Genomic DNA, 24,304 nt, shown 5'->3' with positions numbered 1-24,304 from the left:
GGCTAAAGCCCGACTGATCCAGCCTTCCCCCTAACCCCAGCCTTAAGGCTGGGGTTAACTCAACCGTGCCATGAGGTGAGTGGTCACAGATGAATGAGCAGACAGCAGCATAACTCAGGGCTAAAGCCCGATTACACACGCCGTCAGACCAACCCCAGCCTTAAGGCTGGGGTTAAACACACATATCGAACCTACACCTACAATTGCTATCGATGCATTACCATGAATCGGTGTCGATATACTACCCTGAAACGGTATCGATGCATTACCAGAAAACGGTTCGATGCACCACCATGAACGGATGACGGACAACGTAATGCAGCATACCCATTCATCATAATCAAGGGGTATCATCCATAGTAATGCAGCATACCCATTCACCATGGTCAACGGGTATCATTCTTAGTAATGCACATCGCATCCATTCACCATGGTCAACGGATATCGCATATAGTAATGCATCGCAACCACACACCATAATCAACCACACACGAACACAAAAGAGTTAAATCTACAGACAGTTAAAAACCAATTTATCATTGCTCTGCGCCTTGCCGTCTCCGCGTTTAAGTCCCCCCTTTTCTCATCCAAACCTTTTTCATAAATTGAATCCCATAAACCTTCCCCACAGTGAGCGACAAACTCCTCTACCGCATCGCACTGACCCTTGTCAAAGGCATTGGGCCGGTGACTGCCCGCCAACTGGTGACGCACCTGGGCGACGAGTCGGCTATCTTTAAAGAGAAATCGGCCACCCTGCAAAAGATACCCGGCATTGGCCGCAACACCGCTGCTGAAATCACTTCGGCCAAAGTGATGCAACGCGCACAGGAAGAAATACTGTTCATCGAGTCGGGCAAAATTGTCCCTCTTTTTTTTACCGATGCCGACTACCCCCAACGGCTGTTAGCATGCGAAGACGCCCCGGTGATGATTTACCAAAAGGGACAACCGGTGCTCAATCGCCCTAAGGTGATCAGCATCGTGGGAACCCGACGCATCACCGAGCAGGGACGCATCAACTGCGAGAAGTTCATCGAGGAGTTGGCGGCGCTGTTTGGCGAGGTGGTCATTGTCAGCGGCATGGCCTACGGCACCGACATTTGTGCGCACCGAGCCGCCCTGCGTCATAACCTGCCCACAGTGGGGGTGATGGCACATGGCCTCGACCGCATCTATCCGCCCCCACACCGTCAGACAGCGGTGGAGATGCTCAACAATGGCGCCCTGCTGTCGGAATTCATCAGCGGCACCGAACCCGATAAGCCCAACTTTGTGAAACGCAACCGCATAGTGGCCGGACTGGCCGATGCCGTAGTCGTCATCGAGAGCGGCATCAAGGGAGGTGCCCTCATCACGGCCAAGTTGGCCTCGTCGTACAACCGCGACGTGATGGCTTTTCCAGGTCCGGTGAACGAACCCATGTACGAAGGGTGTCACTGGATGATCAAGCACAACCTGGCTGCTCTCACGGAACGTGCCAAAGACCTGTCACTGCACCTGGGTTGGGAGGCGCGCGGAACCAACCAACATGCGGTGCAGGCCAAACTGTTTGTGGACTTCAACACCCCCGAGGAACAAACCATCTACCAATGCCTGATTAAAGAACGGGAAATCAACATCAACACCCTGTGCAACAAAACCCAACTGCCCATCAGCAAGGTGTCGGCCATCCTGCTCAACTTTGAGTTCGATGGGTTGGTGAAGTCTTTGCCGGGAAACCATTATCGGGTGGTGTGATAAGAGGAAGTGGCAAAAGGACAGAGTGCCTGAGGTATAAGTCTATAAAGGAGAGTGGAGAAGTGGAGAAGTGGAGGGATAGAAGTGTAGAAGCGAGCAAGAGTACAATAGTGACATCTCATCATTCAACGTTGAATTGACTCCGAAAAGTGTTTGGCGCTCAAATCAACCACTTTGTTGAAATCATCGTCAATTGTATATCCATGTCATTTAGTTAAGAGAAAAAGACATCAAACTAAGAGGCAGATGATGAGATGAAAACAGATGCTTAGATCGTTTCTATTCGTCTCTTCTGTCTAATATATCGGCCATTAGTCGAATCATCTTCTTGTCTCTTCTGTGAATCACACTGACAATAGAGCAGGGCAAAGCTCCGCTTGAAATGAAAAAACAAACTCGAGCCCAGAAAGGGCGTAAGCTTATGCCCCTTCAGGGCACCAAGATTGAGTTGACATTCATCGTTGGGCGATGCCCAACGCTTCTGCTCATCGCCCTTTCAGGGCTTAACTCTATGACATTGATCTGTGTTTTATAATTAGCGAAATTCGTGTCATTCGTGGACAAAAATCTTTTTGAGCGGACTCAATGCAACATTGACATACTTGAATTAACGATTTAGCTGCAATGCGGGGACTACCCCAAACAATCGGCACAAAAAATGGTTTATTACAGGGAATGCATAAATTTGCTACCTTACCAATCACAAAACAATGTCGTTTCGTTAAGCCCCAATGGGGCGCCAGCAATAGAGCAGGACTAAGGACTGCATGAAAGTAAAAAAAGCACAATCAAAGGGTTATAAGCTTACGCCCCTTCAGGGCTCACAGATTGAGTTTGTATTCATCGTTGGGCGATGCCAAACGCTACTGCTCATCGCCCTTTCAGGGCTTAACTCAATGACTTTAAATCACAAAATCATAACGTATGCAACTACCACAAGAACTAAAGTACACCAAGGATCACGAATGGGTACGCATTGAAGGACAAACAGCCGTTGTCGGCATCACTGACTTTGCCCAAAACGAACTGGGCGACATCGTATTTGTAGAGATAGAAACCAAAGGGGAGCGCGTGCCCCGCGAAGAGGTATTCGGCACGGTGGAAGCCGTCAAAACGGTGTCGGATCTTTACATGCCACTCACAGGCAAAGTACTGGAGGTGAATGAAGAACTGGGCAAAAACCCCGAGCTGGTCAATACCGACCCATACGGACAGGGCTGGATGATCAAAATCAGCATCGACGACACCGCGGAGCTCAAGGAACTGCTCTCGGCTGACGAGTACCATGATTTAGTGGGATGAAATATCAGCGAGCAGGGCATTAACCCCGGCCTAAAGGCCGGGGTTTTTTACTGTGTGAGCGTGAACCTAAAACTCAACCCATAGTTACTCGTCTGCGTGGGATATGAGGTGGAGATATACGGATCGTTCATGTTGGTGTCGTAAAAGAGCTGCATATTAAAGCGATCGCTCAGGGCATAGTCGGCGGTGAACTTCACGGCCACAATCTTAGAGCCTGCCGTCATCTGATCGACCTTCTCGGAAATCTTGCGAATGATGGAGACATTGTCGCGCACCGACACATCGGCACGCAGGTTCAGGTCGCTCTTGAACGATGCCCCGCCAATAACCAGCGCCAGCTTGTCGATGCGATAACCCAGTCCCAACACCCACTCATTGGAGTAGTTCTCGGTGAGCTGATTGTTGGTCATACTCAGACTCAGCATGCGCGTTTTCTTAATTTCGGCACGGGTGGTGAGGCTGTTGAGCCAGGTGATGTTAAACTGAATGAGCGGGCTGAACTGCTCATTGAGCGTCACGGCCGAAATCTCGAACTCAGGGATGAAATTATTTTGCACATCGCGGATCCAGCTCACCCCATCGCCTCCCTCACTGTATTCCATATTCGACTGGTACGAACCCACGGCATACGACGAACGGTAAGCATGCGACACATCAAACGACTTCATCACCTTTTTGAACAGAGGGATGCGCGAAAGACCGTCGTAAGTGATGCGCCAGTTGGGCTGAATACGGTTGAGCCCCGGCATGGCATCCAAAAAGATGTTGTCAGCATCCTTCCCGGCATAAGCAGCCAGGAAAGCAGGAATCATCACCTCCTGCGAGGTTTCGGAGTAACCGTCGCCCACATAATCACCATTGGTCACCCCGTCGATCATGCCCTGCCGCTGCGCCACCAGCCGCTTCAACACGGTCTGACGGTTACTCAGGAAACGCTCATAGGCCGGCGATGAATAGGTCCCGTTACGATCGACCTTGTCGAACGACGTGGCAATGATGTTGTACGACATATTAAACGCACCATTATACACCGTTCCGGCGCCCACGGTTGCCCCTTCGAGATAGTATTCCGACAGGTTTTGAGAATAACGGCGGTCGGCTGTCACATCCACCTTCAAGCCCTTGATGGGTTCAAACAACACGCGAATGTTAAAGTCGTTGGAGTGGTTCATCTGATAAGGCGAATTAAAGGCCTCATCGAGGGTGAGCCAGTTGTTGCGGGCAGCTTCGGCGGCAAAGTCACGATTCTGCATCCCCAGGATAAAGGGCACACCCGGCTCGGCAAAGTTATTAGAGGTGCCCATAAATTTGGCACCCGGCAGGTAACCCGGCAGGATGGTTCCGTTGGTCTCGCTGTATTGCACCGAGATGTTTTTAATGCCGGTGATGAGCAACGAAGTATAATCACGCACATAGGTCAACACGGTTGGCTTGCTGGGCTCGATGGTTCCGGTGACCATAAAACGAGCACCTTCCTGGTCGGCCTTCGGCACAAACACCACCTTGTTGTTGCCATCCACTTTGGTCTCGCCCTGTATGGGACGTCCATTTTTATCGAACACACGCATGGTGACATTGGCCGTCTTGAGGCCATGATTGAGCGTGTAGGGCTCACCGGCCTTGAGAGTCACCCCATCCTTGTTGAAACGTTGTGTGGTGGGACGATTCTGCTGGTTACCTCCCGAACGGCGCGTAGAACCATATTGCTGATTCAGCTTCTTGAAGTAAGGAAGCTTGTTGTAAAGATTGGTCATGTTCAACTGCCCGGATCCTTGCAGGTTGTTGGAGTTGCGAATGGTGTTACCCAAGGGGTAACGAATGTTGCCATCGGTCTGCACCATGGTGCCGGCACCCCAGGCGTACATGGAGGCATACCGCACGTTGGCTGACGTCCAGTCGAGCAGGGGCAACTTATTAATGGGCACAGTGTATGTCACATTGGTGTTGTGGGTGTAGTTGGTGATGCGCCCCATGTCCATGATGTTCTTCATCACTGAATCCTTCCACAACTCATACTCATCGAGATAAAGCTTCTTATTGACCGCACCGTCGGGCTCATCAATGCGGGCATTGGTGGCCGACTTGAAATCGACCTTCAACGAACGGGTGAGGTTGTAGCTCAGGTCGAAATAACGGTTCCAGTTAAAGTCCTTGCTCACCGTCACGGGAATCACATAATTGGGGTCGGTAATGTCGCGTGACTGCGTCTCGGTGTAGTCGCGGGTCACCTCCCAACGGTACCCTATTTGCGTGGGCATCAACGAAAAGTTAAAGTCACGCACCAAGGTGAGGGCTTTGCCTTTGAGCAACGACACATTTTTAAAAGGTTCGTACACCTTTGGTCGGTTCACATAATTGTAGGCCAATATCCCCTTGTGGTTGCGCTCCACCTCGTATTGGGTGTTGATATCGCGCATGTTGGCCTCGTTATAGGAGTAAGTGGCCGAGAGGTTCGAGGGACTGATGAGCGAGGGCTTTTCGCCGGCCTTCTGCACCAAACGCACGTTGGTAAAGTTGATGCTCTTGTGGTCGGTCACCGTTTGGCTGATGTCCTTGATGGAGTCACGCTCCGCTTCACTGCCGGCGTTTTCAAGCGCCACATCCAGAGTAATATCAGGATCAAGGGGGTAATACTTGGGTGTTGCCACGGCTTTGGATAATCCCACATACACGGGCACCGACAAACGGCTCTCGGGACCGAGCAGCTTGCCCCCTTCAATATTGGCAGCAATGTCGTACTGGTGAAAATCCTCCTGACTGCGCTCATTCACACTCTGATCGATGCTACCGAACCCTACGGTGCTCACCTTACCGGCCATCGAGACACTTCCGAAGTCCGACAGATCAATCTTCATGCGCGCATTGGCAGCCCAGCCGCCTTCTTCGTCAAAGTCGGTCAGACGCAACTCATTGGCCCATACTTCCACCGAACGGGTGCTATTGCCGCGCGTACGCACCCCAATCATGATGGTTTTGACGTTCGACAGATTGGGGTTACCCTTGATGCGGATGTAATTGGTAGTGACATCGGGATCGTTCCATGTGTACACATCGCTGAGCGAAAGAGTGGAGCCTGACTGCCGTTTCTCATCGTTGCGGCGCAGCTTTACCTGCGAGAACTTATCGAGGGAGACGTTCAACTGATTCTCATCAGGCCACACCGCCTCGCGGTCGGTGCTCGAGTTGCTCGAATACAACCCATGTGGTGTGAGCTTAAGGGGGATCTCGTATTCGTAGTAGTTATCGGTGTAATCGGTCCCAATGCGCACAAAGGCGGTCATCTCATCATTTTCCAGAGGAAAGCCCGAGATATGCTCGGCGTGAATGGCCATCTTCAAACGCTTGTATTGGCGGAAGTCCATGTTCACAGTCTTGTACACGGCACGGGCATCCTTGGCACCCATATTCATCACCTTCATAGACAGCGACTGTTCGTTAAGCTGCAACAACTGCGGATTAGAGGGATCAATGACCCTGTCGATGCCCGGAGGCAGCACATAGTTCACCGGCACCCGGTCGCTGTTCTCCTCAATGTTGACCGTCGAAACCACAAACTCGGTGTTATTGTTCTTCACGGCATTGTCGGTCACATCGGTCAAATCGTCCGAAAAGGTACGCCAGTCGCCGCGCACCAAATCAAGGGTGGCAAAACGCATGATGAGGGTGTCGGTACAGTTGTGCAGGAACATCCGCATGAAACGCACCGACGTGAAATCGCTGATGTCGCCCACCACCTGATCGGGCTCCGATAGCGGGATGCGCACCTGGTACCATTTCACGGTCTCTGTTTTACCATTCTTGAGCTCCTTGGTACGTTCCACCATGTTGGTGATGTAGTTCTGCCCCACCTGCATCTTTTCGGGGCGCACCTCAAACTTGTACTGATAATAACTCTCCGTTTCGCTCAGCGTGTAATCGCTGTTGATGTCCTCCATGTCGGGCACCGTGATGGCTGCCGTGGCATAGGTCTCGGGCGAATATTCGGTGGCCACCGAGTTACCCTCGGGGTTGTTGTAGTTTTTATAACGGTCGAGGATCGAGGTTTTGTTGGCATCAAAATCACTGCCCCTGTAATAATGGTAGTCATCGCCGGCCGGGTCGGTCAAAATGGCGGCGGCAGCCTCGACACTCAAGTTACCCGATGCGTTCATCTGGTTGATGATGTCGATGTAGGGGTGCACCGTTGAGTTAAAGAACGATTGCTCCTGATCGGAAGGCAAACCATCGAGCCCCACATCCTGCATCTTGCGGGAATTGGCATCGTTGCTAAAGGCATTCACCAAACTTTGCTTGGTTGGCAACAAGCCCCAGGCCGTGGTATCAACCAGCGCGGCCTCGCCCACACCCGGCAACCCCTGCTCGAACGATTTACGGGAATCGCGCAAAATATCTTCCGACACATTCCCCAGGTTGAAGTACAAGTCGGCACCCCGCGTGGGAGAATCGTCATACACAAAGGGATCCATCATCCAGAACTCGATGTACTCGATGTTGGCGGCCTCAAAATCGTTGGTCTCTAGCTTGCGCATGATCCCCCCGAAACGTGACTGGGGATTTTGCAAAAAGCCGTTCACATCCAGGCTGGTGTCGAAGTTATAGGGGCCACGCTCGCGCGGATAGTAAGCCAGGTTAAGCATCGAGATGTTGGTGGGTTCACCGTAAGCAGTCTCCTTATCGGGAAACAGTTCGCCTTCGTACACCTCACGCACAAAATGATTGCTCAACTGGTCTACGTCACTCTTAATATGAGAGGGAGTCTCGGAGTAGTTTCGCAAAAAGAGGGGGTCGATGACATACCAGGCCAGCTTGGCACGGTCAAAACCATACCGCAGGTCGTTGCTCAAATCGGCATTGGGGAACAAAGCGGTTTGACCCTGGGGCACGCTCGAGAGTTTCCATGCGGTGATGTTCTTCATGTCGTACGACACCTTGGAGCCTTCAAAATCGTCGATGTAGGCTGTTCCACCATCCTGCAACACCGATGAGTGACCGGGCAGCAACTGGGCAAACTCTCCTTCGACGGTGATGTTCGACTCCTTTTTGAGCGATAGCAGAGGCAATTTGTCAAGCCAGTTGGTGATGGCCTGCGACTGGGTGGTGTACGAGCTGTTCATCCCCCAAATGGTGTTAGAGATGGGCTCATCGCCAATGTTGACTTTTTGCGTCATCGGGCGCTCACTCAGGTGCATCACGGTGGCGCCAAGGTTAAAATTCTCGTTGAACTGATAATTAAAATGGCTCCCGATCAGCGTTTTGGTTTGGGTGTTGTAAAGCGACTGGCTCTCGAGCGACACCTGAATATTGGAGCCCGACTCCATCAATCCGCTGTTGATGATTTTGATCTTGCCCAGGTTATAATCCACCGTATAGTCGATGTTCTCGGTCAGTTTAATGCCACCGGCCGTCACCACCACCGACCCTTGGGGGATGTTCATGGCATTGAGCGAAATTTCCGAACTGGAGCTCGACTTATAGCTTCCCTTCAACCGAAACTTGTTTTTGGATGCCGTTTGTGTCGAGACGGTTTGCGTGGAGTCGTACAGCGCGTTAAACACATACTTGCCCTTGAGGGTTGAGTTGCCGGTGTCATCGAGTTTCTTCTCCAGATAAGCCCCAAAAGGCTCGGCCATGGGAAAGATAAGACGGCCGTTTTGCTGATAGATGGTGACCCCGTCGATGTAGTCGAACACCCCATCGGGCGTGGGATCGAGGTTATTGTTGAGGTTGTCGAGATTGAGCACCCGCAACAGCATCTTTCCCTTCAGGTTGTCGTTGCCCTCGGGAAAATAGTTGATGTCCGACCCGGTGGAGTCGTTGGTGTACACCACCTGCATCTTAAAATCCTCCTTATTGACCTGATAAGCGCCAATGCTGTAGATGTTTTTCATCATCAAATCCCAGGTCGCAATTTTAGGCGAGAAAGAGGTTCCCTTAATCATTTTCAAAATGAGGGTCTGCGGGGCATCGATGCCCTGAGTGGAGAACTCCCCCACGGTGTGCACCTCACCACGATAGGTGTACTGATAAGCCACCGCCAGCACCTCATCGGCCTGCAGGGCGGTGTTGAGCGAGATGTAGCCCAATTGACTATTGAGGGTGTACTCAGAACTGTTGAGCTTGCGGGCATTCTCGAGCTTGTCGTAGTCACGACCGCTCACAAAATCATAAGCCGTAAGGGGTTGCAATGTCGTCGACACGCCACTCATGTCGCGTATGCCGGCATAGGTGGTGGTCATCTGCTGATACAGGTTGTTGGCGTTGTTATCGGGAATAACGCCGGCCTCATCGGCCCAATAGTTGTTCGACAGATTCGCCCCATCTTCCCCCAGGTCAATGAACCCGATGATGTTGCGACTGTTCTCGAAATTACCGCTCTTATTGGTCACCCACACCTCAATTTTGTTGATGACATATGGCGAGTTGATGACGGGCAAATTGGCCAATGCCTCATCGTAACGGTCACGAAAGGCATGCCCCAGAAAGAAGTGGCGTCGGTTGTCGTACTTGTCGATGCTCACGTCGAACTCCTGCTTGGTACCTCCCCCCTGGATGTTGATGACTTGCGACTCACCCTTTTGCTGCGAGAGGATAGAGGTGACTGTCAGTCGGCCAAACTTCATCTCGGTCTTTACGCCAAAAAGACTCTGGCTGCCGGTGATGAGCGTCCCGGGCAATGGCAACGACACGTTACCGGCTTCAATCTTCTGGATGATTTCATCTTCCTTACCGGTGTACTCGAGCTTCACCTCGTTCTCGAAATCAAACAGCGCCTCGGTGTTGTAATTGATGCCCAGCTTGAGCTTATCACCAATGTTACCGGTGATGTTCATCTGGATGTTTTCCTCAAAATTGAAAGTGGTGGTTTTGCGCAACCGCTCCTGCAGCGTGGGGTTGTCGATGCGCGTGGTGCTCAGACCCACCTTGAGTTCGGCCATCCCTTGCAGCTTCACATCAATGACATTGCTACCAAACAAGGCATTAAAGGCCTCTCCGCCAAACTTGAACGATGGATGAAACCCCGACATTCCTTCGTATCGTCCACTTTCCATTTGCTGACGCTGATGCCAATAAGCCACGATGGAATTCCGCATGTCGGCGTTCTGATACTCCTCCAGCGTCATGGTGTAAGGCAATCGCACATCCATGTTGCCCACCTGACGATAAAGGGTCACCTGGTTGGTCACCGGATCGTACTCGCTGCGATACACCATATTGGAGGGCAATCCGGGATCTATCACGCCCCCCTCTTCCGATTCAAGGTATGGATTACCACTCACATCGCGCAACGGGTAACGCAACTCCACAGGCTCGTCGCCCACCGGCACCGTATCCTGGAGCGGGGGCGCAATGAACGAAGCATCGGAGTAATCGAAATCGGCATTCACAGGCGCAGCAGCCATGGCCCAAAGAGCCAGTCCGGCCATCAACAGTCCGGTGATTCGGTATCGTGTATATCTCTTCAAGGCAAATGCGGGGTTTTAAGAGGGCTTGGATGGGTGATACAAAATATGACGAAGACAGTGACTGTCTGGTGTCACCGCCGATTTTTAAAGCATCTTAAGGGCTTGCTTGATGACCGATTCGACTGTCGCCGATGGCTGTTCGCTCAACAACTTGTCCACCACCTTTTGACTGGCGGCCTTGGCAAAGCCTAACATGACTAATGCTGATAACGCTTCTTCGCGGGCGGTATTGTTTTGGAGGCTCAAAAAATTCTCGCCCACAGGCTCCTTCGAGAGCTTGTCTTTGAGCTCGATGATCACGCGCTGGGCTGTTTTGAGACCAATGCCTTTCACCGATTTGAGGATGTTGACATTTTCGGCCACAATGGCTGCACGCACCTCATCGGGCGAGGCCGACGACAAAATCATGCGAGCCGTGTTCACCCCCACCCCCGACACGCTGATGAGATGACGAAACACATCGCGCTCGCCCTTGTCGGCAAACCCGAACAGCAGATGGGCATCCTCACGAACCACCTGATGCAGATATAACTGTACCTCCCTGAGCGCCTGAATGGCTGTATAGGTATTGAGCGAGATGTTGATGAAATATCCCATCGCTCCGCACTCTACCACCGCATGCGCAGGGCTGTGCTCCACCAATTCTCCTTTGATATATTCGTACATTGTGCGTGTTGTTAATGGTTTAAGAAAGTGGCAAAGTGCCAAAGGGACAAAGTGCCAAAGCTACAGAGTGTTAAAGCAGCAAAGAATTATGATTTACTGCGAGGAGACAAAGCACATGAAGCATTTAGCACGTTCACCCAAAGTTTGCCCATCCCTGCGCCTTGAGTTCAACCTCCGAACCGGATGCGGTGATGAGGCAGCACCCCTTCTCGGCGGGGGCGATGTGCCCGATGGCGTAGATGTTGGCATTGGTTTTGGCTCCCTGAAACTTCTCGTAGTCGGCCAGCGAAATGGTGAACAGCAGCTCGTAATCCTCACCGCCATTGAGAGCCGCCACCACGGGATTGATGTTCATCTCCTCGGCCAGCACACTGGTTTGGTGATCGATGGGAATTTTCTCTTCGTACAAGCGGCATCCGGTGCCCGACTGTTTGCAGATGTGCAATATTTCGGATGAGAGACCGTCAGAAATGTCGATCATCGAGGTGGGCCGTACGCCAATCTGGTCGAGAAACTCCACCACTTCCTTGCGGGCTTCGGGCTTGAGCTGTCGCTCGAGCAAATAGTCGAAGCCACTCAGGTCGGGCTGCACGCCGGGATTACCGGCAAATACGCGCTTCTCGCGCTCGAGCAGTTGCAGACCCATGTAGGCCGCACCCAGGTCGCCACTCACACATATCAGATCGTTGGGCTTGGCGCCGTTGCGATACACTTCCCTGCCCGGTTTCACGGTGCCAATGGCGGTGATGCAAATGGTGAGCCCGGTCAGCGATGTTGAGGTATCTCCCCCCACCAAATCGACATTATAACGCTCACACGCCAGTCGAATGCCCTCATACAGCTCCTCAATGGCTGCAAGCGAGATCTTGGAACTCATGCCAATAGACACGGTGATCTGCTTGGGACGGGCGTTCATGGCATATACATCCGACACGTTCACCACCACTGCTTTGTAGCCCAGGTGACGCAGGGGGGTATAAGTCAAATCGAAATGAATGCCTTCGAGCAGCAAATCGGTGGTCACCACCATGTGATCGTTGGTCGAGGCAATTACTGCCGCATCATCGCCAATCCCCTTGAGGGTCTCGGGGTGCTTATTTTCAAATTGGGCCGACAGGTGCTCAATCAACCCAAACTCACCTAAACCGCTCAAACTGTCGCCTTTCTGTTTCTCCATGATTGAATGTTATTTGAACCTGCAAAAATATAAAAATCAGGCAGGGGGCACGCCATTGGGGGGACAAAAAAGGACGATAAATAGAAAAGCAGTATGATTATAATTCCGGACTTATCCCATAAAGTCCTTCTTCTCCCCCATTCATCGCACCGTGGTCGCCCCACCATCGTACCAACTACGCCCCTTCTTCGAACCCGCTTCGACCCATAGTCGAAGCGGTATCGAAGCCGAGTCGAAGAAAGGTCGAAGAACCCCCGAAGCAGTCCCGAAGAAAGATCGAAGCGGAGTCGAAGAAATGATTGCAAAAAAGTGATGGTGGAATGACGGAAAACGAATGTCATTCATCAACACCACCACCCTTTAGGCACACCATTATCGACAAGCCCAAAAACAGAAACGGGCAGGTAATACACCTGCCCGTTCCACGCATTCGATGCCGAATGACATTCTAAATAATATGTGCCCGTTTAATCTTGTACCGGAGTGCCCCCCATGCCATCAACAAAAACACGCCATTGAGAATGAGCAAAGCAGTGATTTGCGGCTTGAGTTCCACAGCTGTGGCGCCATAAGTGGTCATGGCGCGAAAGGCCTGCAGATAGTGTGTGAGCGGGATGGTGTTCGAGAGCATCTGCACACCCTTGGGCATGTATTCCAGGGGCCACGTTTGCCCGCTGATGATGAAGCTGGGCGTGGCAATGACCATGAGCACTTCGGTGGCTTTCAGCTGATTCTTCATCATGATGCTCACGGCAACCCCCATAAAAGTCACTGCCGAGAGGAACAACACCGACACCAGATAAAACAGCCATTGATTGGCCGGCATCTGCAAATGAAAAGCCGGAAAAAAGATGTTGATGAGCGGGAACCAAATGGCGATGCCGATGAGAAAGTAAGGCACCGTTTTGGCAAACAGCAAATTGAGAGGACGCCGCGTGTAACGCACCAAGTCACGAAAAGTGCCATCCTCGTACTCGCGCGCAAAACTCAGCGCCAGCACAATGAGGAATACCTGTTGCATGATGGTGCCCAGCATGCCGGGAAAGAGAAACAGCAGATAGTTCGACGAAGGATTGTAGTAACGGTTGATGGTGATTTTAAACGACTCGAACTGCTCGGCCGCGATGGCCGCCGGGGTGCCTTTTTTCTTGAGGCCTTCGATTTCCATGCCGGCGTTCATCACTGCCAATGTGGTCTGAATGCCGGTCGATGCATAGTTGGCCGTGAGCATGTTGGCACCATCCACATCCACATTCACCTCGGGGTGGCGCTTTTGTTGAATATCGGCCTCAAAACGGTCGGGGATAGTGATGACGGCCGCCATGCGATCGTCCACCATCAGGCTGCGGGGATTGTCGGCGGCAGGCATCACCCGTGCCACACGGATGTATTGGTTGGCATCCAGCGCATCGATGAGCTTATTACTCAGGGGCGTGTTGTCGAGATCGACCACCGCCACGGGCAGGTCGCGCAAAGCGGCTCCCTTGTACACCAGGCCGATGATGAGCGCATAGGCCACAGGCGCCCCAATGAAAATGAGCATGGCCACCTGGTTACTGGTGAAAAGCCGCCATTCGCGCTGCATCAGCGTCATAAAACGCTTGAACGAGAAGGGCCCCACGCGCCAGTCGCGCCGCTGTTGCGAAGGACGCAATGTCCGACCCTTGGATTGAGATTGTTTCCTGAACATGAGCGGATTTATTGGATGGTGAGATTCACACTATAATTGGTAAACAGGTTGGCTGCATCGGCAACAGACACCGGTACCAGTTTGAGCTCGTACACGGCCTCGCCGGGCTCATGATTGGGATACGACGACGAACGATTGCCATACTTGGCCAGCTCAGTCACGCTCACCAGTGTGGCCTCAATGGAGCGGTTTTGCTCAAAAGGAAGCGTCACATGGTACTTCTGCCCCTGAACGAAACGGGCAATTTGTCCCTCACTGATGGTAAATCGAAACCAGGTTGAGCGGGCATCGTACCCCACCACCAGGTTGTAACCCGGCAATGCCAGTTCACCTTCGCGCAGCGCCAGGGTCTCAATGGTCATATCGGCAGGAGCAATCACAAAACGCTCGGAGAGCACCACACCGGCCTCCTTGACCGCACCTTCGGCCTGTTTCTTTTGCCCCAACGCCATTTGCACCTGTTCGTCGCGCAGGCCGCCCATCACCTCCTGACGTTTGGCCAAAGCAGCTTCGTACTGCGACTGAGCCATCTGATATTTAGTGAGGGCTTCGTCGTAGGCCTGAGGCGCCACCAAACTGTCGTTATACAGGTTGCGAACACGTGCCAACGACTTCTCGGCAAACTCATACTGCTCCTTGGCGGCCTTAAACATGGCGTTCACCTGATCCTTTTGCTCGGCTGTGGCACCTTTCACAGCCATCTGATACTGCCAGGTGGCGGCATGCAAGGCGCCTTCGGCCTGCATCTTTTTGGCTTCCACCTCGGGAATCTCGAGAATGGCCAGCGTATCACCGGCTTTCACCCGGTCGCCCTCTTTCACCAATATCCGCTCAATGCGCCCGGCATATTTGGGTGCAATGGAGATGGTCTCCCGTTTCACTTTTCCTTCAAAGACATTGCTCTTGTCCGTTGCACATCCCCCCAATAAAACAACCAGGGCGATGGCGGTTATCATGTTTTTCTTCATGGTGTTTATTAATTAGCCCCCTCAATCCCCCAATGAGGGACTTTGGAATGATTCGTATTACTTTTAACTCCTTATCAGACTCTAAATCCAGCTATCCTCACGATGTTTCTTGATCTTATGCACTCTTGCACTCTATCTCTTCCTCACTCTGCTACTTTGCAGCTTTGCCACTTTGCCACCCTCCTCACTTCACATTCTCAGGCGTGAGCATTCCCGACGATTGCAGATAAGCGGCAGTGGCCTTACGTTGATCGGCAATGCAGCGAATGAGGTTGAGCGAAGCCTTTTCGTAATCGGCAATCACGGCCAGGTGATCATTCATGGTCACCAACCCCTGCTCCATCTGCCGCTGGCTCAGGCGCACCATGCCGGCAGCCAGTTCCTTTTGACGATGGGCAGTTTCAATCAATTGGTTACATTTAGTCACATCCAACCGATCTTTTTCCAATTTGATATTGGCCATCTGCAAAGTCTCGCTACGCCGTTGCGAAAGAATGTCGCGATCAATGGCGCTCTGGCGGGCATTGTATCGCGCCGTCATGCCATCAAAAAGCGTCCACTTCACGCCCACGCCCACATACCATTCAGGATCGAGCATGGTGAGGCTTTCGGTAATGAGTTCCTTTTTTCCAAAGGCCATCACTTTGGGCAGATAATCGGTATTTTCGGACTTCCGCTTGTAATCAGTGGCCAAAATGGCTTCATCCAAAGCCTTAATTTCCGGACGATTATCGGCCGATTCCGCCCCCGTTAAAACACCCCATGGCGCCACTGTCGGGCTCATGGCCATGATTTGAGAGGACGGTACGCCGGTGAGCTCCTCCATTTTCATGCTCAGCAACTGACGGCCGGTGTTGAGCTCAATGCGCTTCACTTTTAGTTGCTCAATGGCCAGGTCAATCTTCTGACGGTTCAGATCGATGGTCAGGCCGTTGGCCAATGCCTTGTCGACGAACCGCTTTTGTTCGTTGAGCAGCGTCTCGGTCTGATTGATGGTTTGCTCGCTCTGTGCCAGCACGGCCAACTGATCGTACACATCCACCACCTCGCGAATGATGTCGGCCTCCTGCCCCTGCGACTGCAAGTTACGCGCGGCAATTTGGTGATTGGCCGCCTTAAGGGAATAGGGAACCTTCAGTCCGCTAAAAAGCAGCATCTGAGCATTGATATTGGCCTTCATAAAGTCGCGCTCCTGAATGGGAGGAATCTCCTTGGTGTTTTGTTGCACCAATGTCCCCAGGGACGTTTGCATCGCCGTACCATCGGGCAATGTAACCTGATAGGGAGTCGAAAAATCGACCTTTCCCTGCGTCCCCGCAGGCAACTGAAAAGTGGCCATGGCAGCCGTTTCCTTCACCAACAGTGTTTGCGTCTTCGAAAGCAACATCTTCAAGTCATCGGGAAACTCGATGGGCGCATTCATATAGGTATAAGACGCCTCAGCCGTGATTTTTGGCAGATAGGCCGAATAAGCACGTCGACGATCAATGCGCGACTTCTCGACCTCCAGTTGCCGGATTTTTAATGCCTCGCTGTGCTGTAACGCCTTATTGACCAACAGTTGCAACTCACTCTCCTCAGCCGGAGCCTGAGCCGTCACACCTGCCGAGCCCAACGAGCAAATCATAATCAGGATGAACAATCGTTTCATTTGTGATGTATTAGTGTTTGTTATCAATTATCAGGTTTCTATATCAAGCCACACATTTGCCACTCAGGGAATTTTTGCTTTACCACGACTCATTACTGCAACAGCCCGTAAAACAACAACTTTAATAACTTCTCGCTTCGCAGCGCGCTCTCGCCCGATGGCAACCGATCGCGCTCCAACCCCTTTAAAGCCGTTTCGATGGCCAGGGCTGCCAATTCCGGCTCCTCAATTTTAAATACCCCCTGCCGGATGCCATGGGCAAGAATTTGCGACAACACCTCCACCTTTTGTGATGAGAAACGCTTCTGTACCGAGTCCACCCATTCGTTGTTTTGCAATCTCACCTCATGTTCAGCTTCATTAAGCAATGGCGTGTGACCCGAGAGCTTCAATCGCACCTCAACGTAAGCTTCAATCTTCTCAACATCCCCCGTCACTTTGTCTGTCGCTTGGCGAAGCATGTCCAAGGCTTCGGTTACTTCTTTATCCAACACAGCCCGGTAAATCTCGTCCCGACTGTTGAAATAATAGTAAATGGCAGTCTTGCCTTTCCCAAACTTCTGCGCAATGTCGTCGAGCGTAGTTTTTTTAAAACCATACCGAACAAAGGTTTGATGCGCCACTTCGATCAATTGATCTTTGATATATTGTTGTTCTGACATGGTGCAAAAATAATTTGAACTTCTGAGTTGAACGTTCTATTTTGCGAATATGTTTCGACCATTTGAATTTTTTAACTCTTTATTCAAATCATTTTATATTTTCAATGAAAATAGCAGCCCCGCAGACAAGCAACTGACAACAAGAGACAACTGACGAATCGCATGATTCCCTCCTCTCCGATCCCTTGTTCCTCTTCACATTATTTCACAAAGAATGTCTGTCAACAACCATACTTTTTCTAAATTGCATCATCAAAATCGGGCGTTTCGCCTATCCCACTTCTCGTTTCATCAAAAAATCTTCTACATGACTTTCAAACGAAAAACCATTTATATCTCAATAATCCTTTTCATTACCATTATAGCTGGCATTGCATCATATATCTATTATACACTGCTCCCCCCACAAGAAGTCGCTGTCGCAATAAAAGAAGCACCAATTCCCAAACCTGAATTACTGTATGGTGTTCCACGCGATTCATTTGTAATAAATCAAGGTACCGTTCGCAACGGACAATTTCTCTCCGACATACTCCTTGCACAAGGCGTCGATTTAATCACCATCGACAAAGTTTTTCGTCGAGCTCAGCCCCATTTCGATTTCCGTAGAATGAGGGTGGGTAACAAATACGTGTTTATGTCTCCCAAGGACTCGACCCGTTACCGCAATCGATTCGTTTATGAAATAGACAAAATCAATTACCTCACCGTCGAAATCGGGACAGATACCATCATCCCGGCACGTGTTGCCAAAACGGTGACACGCATCGACAAACAAGCCTCAGGGCAGATACAATCATCAATGTGGAAAACCATCCAGGAAAATAATCTGCCGCCCATGTTGGCCGTCTCACTGAGCGAGATTTATGCCTGGACTGTCGATTTCTTCGGCATCGAAAAGGGCGACTTCTTTAAAGTGATTTACCAAGAAGATTTTGTAGAAAACGAATCCATTGGCATCGGAAATATTCACGCTGCGCTTTTCTCACACAAAAAGCGAGCGATGTACGCCTTCGCTTTTGAAGAAGACAGTACTTGGAATTTCTTCGACGAAAAGGGGCAGAGTCTTCGAAAAGCATTTTTAAAAGCACCCCTGCAATTTGCACGCATCAGCAGCCACTTCTCTCACAGCCGACTGCACCCAATCCTGAAAATTCGACGCCCTCACCACGGCATCGACTATGCCGCACCCACTGGCACGCCGGTTCACTCCATCGGCGATGGCCATGTAATCACCAAAGGATGGGATCCCAAGGGAGGCGGCAACTACCTCAAAATTAAACACAACAGCGTCTACACCACTGTTTACATGCACCTCTCAGGCTTTGCCAAAGGACTCACTACCGGGCAGCATGTGCAACAAGGTCAACTCATTGGCTATGTAGGCAAAACAGGGCTGGCATCCGGACCTCACCTCGATTTTCGTGTATTCCAAAACAACAAACCCATCGATCCGCTCAAACTGGAATCGCCCCCGGTCGATCCCATCAAAAGTGATAAAATGGACGAATACCTCAAGTGGATAAGCCCCCTCAAAAACCAACTCGACACCATCAGCATCAAAACTCATCGCAAATTGCTTCAATAAATAATCAGCAACTTCAACACACAAAAAAGCTCAAGCCCGTTCGGAATTACCGAACGGGCTTGATTTATATACTCACATTCATCTCTTAAACCTGCTTCAAAACGGCATCTACCACCACCGGGAAATGCGCATACTCCAACTGATGTATCTTATGAGCCACAGCTGCGGCATCATCGCCCGGCATGACCGAACACCGTGCCTGAAACACCACATCGCCCTCATCGTAATGGTCATCCACATAATGGATGGTAATACCCGTTTCAGCATCACAATTGGCCACCACCGCCTCGTGCACCCGATCGCCATACATGCCCTTGCCACCATACTTGGGCAACAATGCAGGATGGATATTGAGAATGCGCTTGGGGTAAGCTGCCACAATGGCAGGCGGCACCAACCATAAAAATCCGGCCAACACAATTAAATCGACCGATAGTTCCTTCAAATGATTCAAAACCACATCAGATCCTGAAAATTCCTGCCGGTTAAAGACACGACTGGGAACGCCCAGTTGATGAGCCCTTTGAAGCACATAAGCATTGGGATTATTGCTCATAATGCAGGCAACCTTCACATCTTCGCGCCCTTCAAAAAAACGAACCAGGTTTTCGGCATTGGTTCCGGAGCCGGATGCAAAGATCACTATCTTTTTAGATGTCAGCATATAATGATAACTATCAATATTTTAGGAGCCCAAAGTTAGAAAAAAAAAGGCTTCGACGTAATTTCTTTATCCCTTTGCTTGATTTTTTCAGGCTAAATTTATTTTCTTTGCAGGGTTATTTAAAACATTCATATTAGTATTAATTTAAAAAGTAAAGCTATGTCAGACGTTGCATCAAGAGTAAAAGCAATTATCGTTGACAAATTAGGAGTTGACGAAAACGAAGTAACACCACAAGCAAGCTTCACCAACGATTTGGGTGCTGACTCTCTTGACACAGTAGAACTGATCATGGAATTCGAAAAAGAGTTCAACATTGCAATTCCCGACGATCAGGCTGAAAAAATCGGCACAGTAGGCGATGCAATCAACTACATCACTGAAAACGCCAAGTAACAAAAAAGAGTAGGAATTTAATCGTAGTTATGGAGTTAAAAAGAGTCGTTGTAACGGGGCTGGGTGCCATTACGCCCCTTGGTGGTTCTGTAGATGAACTATGGAATAACCTGGTTAATGGTGTGAGTGGTGCAGCGCCGATCACTCGTTTTGACGCCACCAACTTTAAGACAAAGTTTGCTTGCGAAGTCAAGAACTATAATCCTACCGACTTTTTTGACCGGAAGGAGGTTAAAAAATTAGACTTGTTTGCTCAGTTCGCGATGATCGCGGCTGAGCAGGCAATTCAAGATTCGGGCCTTAACCTCGAAACCATCGACCAGGACATGGCCGGTGTGATTTGGGGAGCCGGAATTGGTGGATTGCAGACTTTTCAGGAAGAAGTTAAAGGCTATGTCAATGGTGGTGCAATTCCACGCTTCAGTCCTTTCTTTATTCCAAAAATGATCGCAGATATCGCCCCCGGGCATATCTCCATAAAATATGGATTCAGAGGACCCAACTTCGGGGTCGTTTCGGCATGTGCCTCTTCTACCAATGCCATTGCCGATGCCTACAACCTCATTCGCTTGGGTAAAGCCAACATCTTTATCACCGGAGGTTCTGAAGCAGGCGTGAATGAAGCCGGGGTGGGTGGTTTCAATGCCCTCCAAGCTCTTTCAACCCGCAATGATGACCCACAAACGGCTTCTCGTCCATTCGACAAAGACCGTGACGGATTTGTCATTGGCGAAGGCGGTGCGGCCATCATCCTCGAAGAATACGAACATGCCGTGAAGCGTGGCGCTAAAATCTATTGTGAAATGATTGGTGCCGGCATGAGCGCAGATGCTTATCATCTCACCGCTCCTCACCCCGAAGGATTGGGAGCTGCCAATGTGATGAAAAGTGCTCTGCAGGACAACAATACACCTGTCGAAGCAGTGGACTACGTTAATGTTCACGGCACTTCGACCCCGCTGGGTGATGTTGCCGAATTAAAAGCCATCCAAAAATTGTTTGGCGAACAAGCTTACAAGATGAACATCAGCTCCACCAAATCGATGACCGGTCACTTGCTGGGCGCCACCGGTGCGGTTGAAGCCATTGCTTGTATCCTGGCCATTCAAAATGGCATCATTCCTCCAACAATCAACAACTTTGAGTTGGATCCTGAAATCGATCCCAAACTGAATTTGACTCTTAACAAAGCTCAAAAACGCGATGTTAACGTGGCTCTTTCAAACACATTCGGTTTTGGCGGTCACAACGCCTCTGTTGTCTTCAAAAAAATGAATTGAAATTGTGATTTTTCACTTCACAACATGGAAAGAACTTTTTTCCCGTAAGGGAAGAAAGTTCTTTTTTTCTATGCGCCACCTCACCGGATTTTACCCTTCCAACATCCGCCTTTACCACAAAGCATTCATACATAAGTCGGTTCAGCGCAAAGGCAATAAAGGGGAAATCGTTAGTAACGAGCGACTGGAATTTCTCGGCGATGCCATCCTGGGGGCTGTGGTGGCCTCAGAACTCTTTCACCGATTTCCCGAAAAAGACGAAGGGGCATTGACTAAGATGCGCGCCCGAATCGTCAACCGCAACCTGCTCAACCAGGTGGGAAACAAAATGCAACTTGAACAATTCATCCGTTCGCAGGCACAACTGGACTTGTCGCAAACCCACGTGGTGGGCGATGCTGTGGAAGCCCTTATCGGGGCTGTTTACCTCGACAAAGGATTTGCCAATGCACGGCGTTTCATCCTCAAACGAATCACTGGACAGTTCATCAACTTCGAAGAAGTTGCCGTGAACGACTCCAACTACAAATCAATGCTCATCGAATGGGGTCACAAACATCGACAAGTCATTGAATTTAAAACGGAAGAAATACAGGACTGCCCCAACTTCCAAAACTACTTCCATTCAAAAGTTTACATTAACGAACAACTCATGGGCGAAGGTCAGGCACCTTCAAAAAAAGAAGCCCAGCAAAAATCGGCACAAATGGCTCTGGAGCATTGCACCGAAGCCGTTACCAACAAGTAATCGCTGCCATCTACTGCAACAATTAATTAATGTTAATTGTAAACTTTCTATACGATAGTCAGTTAAATTTGTAATATGAGTAAACGCTTCATTCTTATCCTGACTATCATTGTCACTATCACCCTCATCGGGTTGATATATGTTCAATCACTTTGGATTATCAACGCATCCAAACTGAAAGAAGAACAATTTGACCGCTTAGTGATTCAAAGCATGGAGCAGGTCATCATTTGGCTCGAAAAAGAGGAGTCGTCCATGCTGCGCTCCCAATTGTCGGTCGACCCCATTGGCACACTCCCTTCGCAATACCGACGCGAAAACAAATATTTCGGCCAATCGGCCAATTCAGGCAACATCAACATTTCGTTCGACATGAGCTTCAGCGGCTCAAATATCAACACAAAGATGTACGCCTACACCAACGACTCGTTGGTATTCAGCATCAAAACCAATCCTCTTTTCGCTTCAGCCGGTCGATTCGACCCCCTGGCCAGTGCCATGGCATCAATCCAAAGCGAAATCAAATCGCGTATCAATGAGAAAAGCGAGGACTTGTGGAAAGCCCTTTTTCCCGATTTGCCCATCCAACAGCGCATTGACCGCGAAAAAATGGATGCCTGGCTGATGAAGGCATTTGATGAGCGAGGCATTTCACAAAATTTTCAGTTCGGCATTTACAACAACAAAAACGAATTGGTGATGTCAACCATCGGGTACGATGCCAACATCAACAAAGGCATTTACCAACGCTTCTTGTTTCCCAACGACATTCACCGCAACGTCAACCACATACAGCTGTACTTCGAATCACGCCCCAACCACCTGGCCGAATCACTCGAGCTGGTAATCCCTACCGTGGGGCTGACCATTATCATGGTGCTGCTCTCGTTCTATACCCTGGTGGTCATCATCCGCCAGCGAAAACTTGATGAAATCAAAAACGATTTCATCAACAACATGACCCACGAATTTAAAACCCCTATCTCGACCATTTCGCTGGCTTCGCAAATGCTCAAAGACAGCAGCGTGAGTAAAACACCCCGTACGCTCGAACATATTTCGGGAGTTATTCACGATGAAAGCAAAAGATTGAGTTATCAGGTTGAAAAAGTCCTGCAAATGGCTATCTTTGAAAAAGGAAAAGCAGGGTTGAAAGTCAAACTGATGGACATCAACGAATTGATTAGTCATGTGACCAACAACTTCCGCATCAAGGTAGAAAACATCGAGGGTCGCATCGTTGAAAAACTCGAAGCCCGTAACAGCAGTGTGTATGTCGACGAGGTGCACTTTACCAACGTCATCTACAACCTCCTGGACAATGCCGTCAAATACCGCAACGGGGCGCCCATCATTCGCGTGAAAACCTGGAACCGGGCCAACGGGCTCGTCATTGCCATTTCGGACAACGGCATTGGCATCTCGAAGGAACACGTGAAAAAGATTTTCGAGAAATTTTACCGAGTCCCCACCGGAAACGTCCACAACGTCAAAGGTTTTGGGCTGGGACTGGCTTACGTGAAAAAAATTATTGAAGACCACGGCGGCACCATCACTGTGGAAAGTGAAATGAACGCAGGCACTAAATTTGAGATATTTATTCCGCTTAAAAACTCAAAAGAATGGAAAAAGAATTTAAAATACTCCTGACCGAAGACGATGAAAACCTGGGTATGCTTTTACGCGAATACCTGATTGCAAAAGGTTTTGACACTGATTTACTCCCCGATGGCGAAGCCGGATACCAGGCATTCACCGACAAAAAGTACGATTTGTGCATTTTTGACGTGATGATGCCAAAAAAAGACGGCTTCACTCTGGCAAAAGAAATCCGCATGATTAATGCCGAGATACCCATCATTTTCCTCACGGCCAAGTCGATGAAAGAAGATGTATTCCAAGGCTTTAAAATCGGCGCCGACGATTACATCACCAAGCCTTTCAGCATGGAAGAATTGCTGTTCCGCATCGAAGCCATCTTGCGTCGCACCAAAGGCGGCGTCTCAGGACAGGATGTGTTCCAATTGGGCAAATTCAAATTCGACACCCAAAAACAGCAACTCATTGACGGTGAAAGTGTGATTAAGCTAACCACCAAAGAATCGGAATTGCTGAAACTGTTGTGCAACAACGCCAACAAAGTTCTGGAACGTAATTTCGCCCTCAAAACCATTTGGGTCGACGATAACTATTTCAACGCCAGAAGCATGGACGTGTACATCACCAAACTACGTAAACACTTGCGCGAAGAGTCGTCCATCGAAATCATTAACGTTCACGGCAAAGGATACAAACTGGTTATGTAATTG

Annotated in this window: 16 protein-coding genes; 8 read left to right on the top strand and 8 right to left on the bottom strand. The window is 50.0% G+C overall.

The window, feature by feature from the left end; genetic code table 11:
- Positions 1-630: 630 nt before the first annotated feature.
- Positions 631-1,740, top strand: coding sequence for a DNA-processing protein DprA (gene dprA, locus LX69_RS00380; protein ID WP_111443826.1), 1,110 nt, complete (start codon positions 631-633; stop codon positions 1,738-1,740).
- A gap of 924 nt (positions 1,741-2,664) precedes the next feature.
- Entirely contained in the window at positions 2,665-3,042 is a 378-nt protein-coding gene (gene gcvH, locus LX69_RS00375) for a glycine cleavage system protein GcvH (protein WP_111443825.1), read from the top strand.
- Positions 3,043-3,089: 47 nt separating this feature from the next.
- On the opposite strand, the gene sov is transcribed toward gcvH, so the two are convergent.
- The 7 genes from sov to LX69_RS00340 form a co-directional block, all read right to left on the bottom strand.
- A complete protein-coding gene (gene sov / locus LX69_RS00370) occupies positions 3,090-10,505 on the bottom strand; it encodes a T9SS outer membrane translocon Sov/SprA (protein WP_245934897.1) in 7,416 nt (2,471 codons plus the stop codon).
- A gap of 84 nt (positions 10,506-10,589) precedes the next feature.
- The gene (gene ruvA, locus LX69_RS00365) at positions 10,590-11,171 is read right to left on the bottom strand and encodes a Holliday junction branch migration protein RuvA (protein WP_111443824.1); all 582 of its coding nucleotides are present in this window, start codon (positions 11,169-11,171) and stop codon (positions 10,590-10,592) included.
- Positions 11,172-11,304: 133 nt separating this feature from the next.
- The gene (gene thiL / locus LX69_RS00360; protein WP_111443823.1) at positions 11,305-12,348 is read right to left on the bottom strand and encodes a thiamine-phosphate kinase; all 1,044 of its coding nucleotides are present in this window, start codon (positions 12,346-12,348) and stop codon (positions 11,305-11,307) included.
- Positions 12,349-12,796: 448 nt separating this feature from the next.
- A complete protein-coding gene (locus tag LX69_RS00355) occupies positions 12,797-14,038 on the bottom strand; it encodes an ABC transporter permease (protein WP_111443822.1) in 1,242 nt (413 codons plus the stop codon).
- 8 nt (positions 14,039-14,046) lie between these two features.
- Positions 14,047-15,006, bottom strand: coding sequence for an HlyD family secretion protein (locus LX69_RS00350; protein ID WP_111443821.1), 960 nt, complete (start codon positions 15,004-15,006; stop codon positions 14,047-14,049).
- A 184-nt stretch (positions 15,007-15,190) separates the two neighbouring features.
- A complete protein-coding gene (locus LX69_RS00345) occupies positions 15,191-16,657 on the bottom strand; it encodes a TolC family protein (protein WP_111443820.1) in 1,467 nt (488 codons plus the stop codon).
- Between the two features lie 92 nt (positions 16,658-16,749).
- Complete coding sequence (locus LX69_RS00340; RefSeq protein ID WP_111443819.1) at positions 16,750-17,319, bottom strand: TetR/AcrR family transcriptional regulator; 570 nt, start codon at positions 17,317-17,319, stop codon at positions 16,750-16,752.
- Between the two features lie 307 nt (positions 17,320-17,626).
- Between LX69_RS00340 and LX69_RS00335 the strand changes: the two genes are divergently transcribed.
- A complete protein-coding gene (locus tag LX69_RS00335; RefSeq protein WP_111443818.1) occupies positions 17,627-18,907 on the top strand; it encodes a M23 family metallopeptidase in 1,281 nt (426 codons plus the stop codon).
- Positions 18,908-18,992: 85 nt separating this feature from the next.
- On the opposite strand, the gene purN is transcribed toward LX69_RS00335, so the two are convergent.
- Positions 18,993-19,571 carry a phosphoribosylglycinamide formyltransferase gene (purN, locus tag LX69_RS00330; RefSeq protein WP_111443817.1) on the bottom strand — a complete coding sequence of 193 codons (579 nt, stop codon included), beginning with the start codon at positions 19,569-19,571 and terminating at the stop codon, positions 18,993-18,995.
- Between the two features lie 159 nt (positions 19,572-19,730).
- Between purN and LX69_RS00325 the strand changes: the two genes are divergently transcribed.
- The 5 genes from LX69_RS00325 (at position 19,731) to rprY (ending at position 24,301) form a co-directional block, all read left to right on the top strand.
- Entirely contained in the window at positions 19,731-19,967 is a 237-nt protein-coding gene (locus tag LX69_RS00325; protein WP_111443816.1) for an acyl carrier protein, read from the top strand.
- Between the two features lie 29 nt (positions 19,968-19,996).
- Positions 19,997-21,247 carry a beta-ketoacyl-ACP synthase II gene (gene fabF / locus LX69_RS00320; protein WP_111443815.1) on the top strand — a complete coding sequence of 417 codons (1,251 nt, stop codon included), beginning with the start codon at positions 19,997-19,999 and terminating at the stop codon, positions 21,245-21,247.
- A 70-nt stretch (positions 21,248-21,317) separates the two neighbouring features.
- Positions 21,318-21,995, top strand: coding sequence for a ribonuclease III (gene rnc / locus LX69_RS00315; RefSeq protein WP_146260585.1), 678 nt, complete (start codon positions 21,318-21,320; stop codon positions 21,993-21,995).
- A gap of 75 nt (positions 21,996-22,070) precedes the next feature.
- Positions 22,071-23,645: a sensor histidine kinase gene (locus LX69_RS00310; RefSeq protein ID WP_111443813.1), complete on the top strand. Its 1,575-nt coding sequence runs from the start codon at positions 22,071-22,073 to the stop codon at positions 23,643-23,645.
- Positions 23,618-24,301, top strand: coding sequence for a response regulator transcription factor RprY (gene rprY / locus LX69_RS00305; protein ID WP_111443812.1), 684 nt, complete (start codon positions 23,618-23,620; stop codon positions 24,299-24,301). Before LX69_RS00310 ends, rprY begins: the two co-directional genes overlap by 28 nt.
- Positions 24,302-24,304: the final 3 nt, after the last annotated feature.

The sequence above is a fragment of the Breznakibacter xylanolyticus genome, assembly GCF_003254275.1.
In the GTDB taxonomy this organism is placed as follows: domain Bacteria; phylum Bacteroidota; class Bacteroidia; order Bacteroidales; family Marinilabiliaceae; genus Breznakibacter; species Breznakibacter xylanolyticus.
The sequence above is the reverse complement of the archived record's forward strand: the minus strand, read 5'-3'. Positions and strand labels throughout refer to the sequence as shown.

Coding starts and splice junctions, on each gene's coding strand:
- gcvH (WP_111443825.1), top strand. CDS start 2,665: ATGCAACTACCACAAGAACTAAAGTACACCAAGGATCACGAATGGGTA.
- ruvA (WP_111443824.1), bottom strand. CDS start 11,171: ATGTACGAATATATCAAAGGAGAATTGGTGGAGCACAGCCCTGCGCAT.
- thiL (WP_111443823.1), bottom strand. CDS start 12,348: ATGGAGAAACAGAAAGGCGACAGTTTGAGCGGTTTAGGTGAGTTTGGG.
- LX69_RS00355 (WP_111443822.1), bottom strand. CDS start 14,038: ATGTTCAGGAAACAATCTCAATCCAAGGGTCGGACATTGCGTCCTTCG.
- LX69_RS00350 (WP_111443821.1), bottom strand. CDS start 15,006: ATGAAGAAAAACATGATAACCGCCATCGCCCTGGTTGTTTTATTGGGG.
- LX69_RS00345 (WP_111443820.1), bottom strand. CDS start 16,657: ATGAAACGATTGTTCATCCTGATTATGATTTGCTCGTTGGGCTCGGCA.
- LX69_RS00340 (WP_111443819.1), bottom strand. CDS start 17,319: ATGTCAGAACAACAATATATCAAAGATCAATTGATCGAAGTGGCGCAT.
- LX69_RS00335 (WP_111443818.1), top strand. CDS start 17,627: ATGACTTTCAAACGAAAAACCATTTATATCTCAATAATCCTTTTCATT.
- purN (WP_111443817.1), bottom strand. CDS start 19,571: ATGCTGACATCTAAAAAGATAGTGATCTTTGCATCCGGCTCCGGAACC.
- LX69_RS00325 (WP_111443816.1), top strand. CDS start 19,731: ATGTCAGACGTTGCATCAAGAGTAAAAGCAATTATCGTTGACAAATTA.
- fabF (WP_111443815.1), top strand. CDS start 19,997: ATGGAGTTAAAAAGAGTCGTTGTAACGGGGCTGGGTGCCATTACGCCC.
- rnc (WP_146260585.1), top strand. CDS start 21,318: ATGCGCCACCTCACCGGATTTTACCCTTCCAACATCCGCCTTTACCAC.
- LX69_RS00310 (WP_111443813.1), top strand. CDS start 22,071: ATGAGTAAACGCTTCATTCTTATCCTGACTATCATTGTCACTATCACC.
- rprY (WP_111443812.1), top strand. CDS start 23,618: ATGGAAAAAGAATTTAAAATACTCCTGACCGAAGACGATGAAAACCTG.